At 56.7% G+C, this 780-nt stretch carries 1 protein-coding gene and 1 riboswitch; the gene reads left to right on the forward strand.

Going from position 1 to position 780, the window contains the following annotated elements; all coding sequences use genetic code 11:
- Positions 1 to 188 precede the first annotated feature (188 nt).
- Positions 189 to 296: riboswitch (yybP-ykoY riboswitch) on the reverse strand.
- Between the two features lie 172 nt (positions 297 to 468).
- On the forward strand, positions 469 to 780 hold a 312-nt coding region (locus tag RA21_RS21900; RefSeq protein WP_039152776.1), incomplete at its 3' end, for a super-infection exclusion protein B.

Here is a 780-nt window from a genome sequence, read left to right on the forward strand (position 1 = left end):
TTGAAGTGGTGGCCGGTCCACTCGATGCCGTTGACGAAGTATTCGCAGGCAAGGTAGATGGTGACCGCAGAGACGAGAAATAACAGCAGGGTAATCAACATAATAGATACCGCCAGGCGAGCAGAATAACCGATGGACCCGACATGGCTCGCCCGGCTGGCGTGCATATCGAGGCCAAAGGTCTTGCAGAGCGATAGTGCCTATCGCCGCCCATGCCATGGATTCGAGGATCCAAGAGTGTTGACATGGGCCCGGCCCGGAATGCGGGCGGGTTGCTACTCCCCAATGACTGAGGGGACGTTTTAGCAACTAGACCGCCGCCTCACAAGGCAAATTAATGACAACCCATTCAATAAGTTGTAAGGGAATGTAACCTCGCCAGCCCCTCCTCCCCACCGCTATTGCGCTGTTGGCACACCGATTGCTGTAGGTAGTTCACTATCCACAACAGTTTGGGAAGGATGAACAATGAAACGGTGGATCCAACATTTCTATCAACTGAACCGCCTCAATTGGCTGATGGTCTGGTTGTTGCTCTGCTGCAGCATCATTCTGCTGTTTCCGGCCGGGCTGATGAAAGGGGCCGTCAGCCAGTGGGCTGCGGATCATGCGGCCTGGCTGGGGATCGGCATGCTGATCGCCATCTCCTACTTCTGCAGTCAGGGCTTCCTGATCGCCTGGGAGTGGGCGTGCGAAGAGTGGCAGGCACGCCGTCAGCAGGACCAGCTGGCCCAGATGATCGGCTTCCTCGACTTCAACGAGAAGGCGGTGCTGCGCGAG

The sequence above is a fragment of the Leisingera sp. ANG-DT genome (assembly GCF_000813785.1).
Classification (GTDB): Bacteria; Pseudomonadota; Alphaproteobacteria; order Rhodobacterales; family Rhodobacteraceae; genus Leisingera.